General features: G+C 44.8%; 1 rRNA gene. It reads left to right on the forward strand.

Annotated features, from left to right (window positions below):
• Positions 1–390: 390 nt before the first annotated feature.
• Positions 391–734: ribosomal RNA gene (locus tag PGLA_RS28535) — 23S ribosomal RNA — on the forward strand; the annotation flags it as partial.

Raw genomic sequence — 734 nt, forward strand, 5'->3', positions numbered from 1 at the left:
AGGTAGCCGTATCGGAAGGTGCGGCTGGATCACCTCCTTTCTATGGAGAATCGTTTCCTGCAACGGAAACATTCATATAAGAGTCAAGATAAGACTTGTGGAACATAGATTCCACGAATATTTCCTCACTCGTGTTCAGTTTTGAAAGAGCAATCTTTCAAAACGTTGTTTCTTTATTAGAAATAACTTTGATCCTTGAAAACTAGATAACGAACGAATTTGCAAGTAAGAAACGAACATTCTTTTATATTTCTTGTGTCAAGCAATTGACCAAGTAAAGTGTAAGAGTAGCAACAAGTATTCAGTTTACTGAGTATGAGTTAATTGATATGCAAGTGTTTGGAAGCTGAAGAACCTTCGGGTGAAACAGACTAGAAACAGGAGCATGATGGTTAAGCTACTAAGAGCACACGGAGGATGCCTAGGCGCTAGGAGTCGATGAAGGACGTGGCGAACAACGAAACTGCCTCGGGGAGCTGTAAGCAAGCTTTGATCCGGGGGTGTCCGAATGGGGAAACCCGGCTGTGGTAATACGCAGTCACTCACATCTGAATACATAGGGTGTGTAGAGACAGACCAGGGGAACTGAAACATCTAAGTACCCTGAGGAAGAGAAAACAATAGTGATTCCGTCAGTAGCGGCGAGCGAACGCGGATTAGCCCAAACCAAGGAGCTTGCTCTTTGGGGTTGTGGGACATCTCACATCGCAGTTAACACGGGGGGGGTTAGGTGG

Origin of the sequence: Paenibacillus glacialis (genome assembly GCF_001637205.1) — a bacterium.
GTDB lineage: Bacteria > Bacillota > Bacilli > Paenibacillales > Paenibacillaceae > Paenibacillus_AQ > Paenibacillus_AQ glacialis.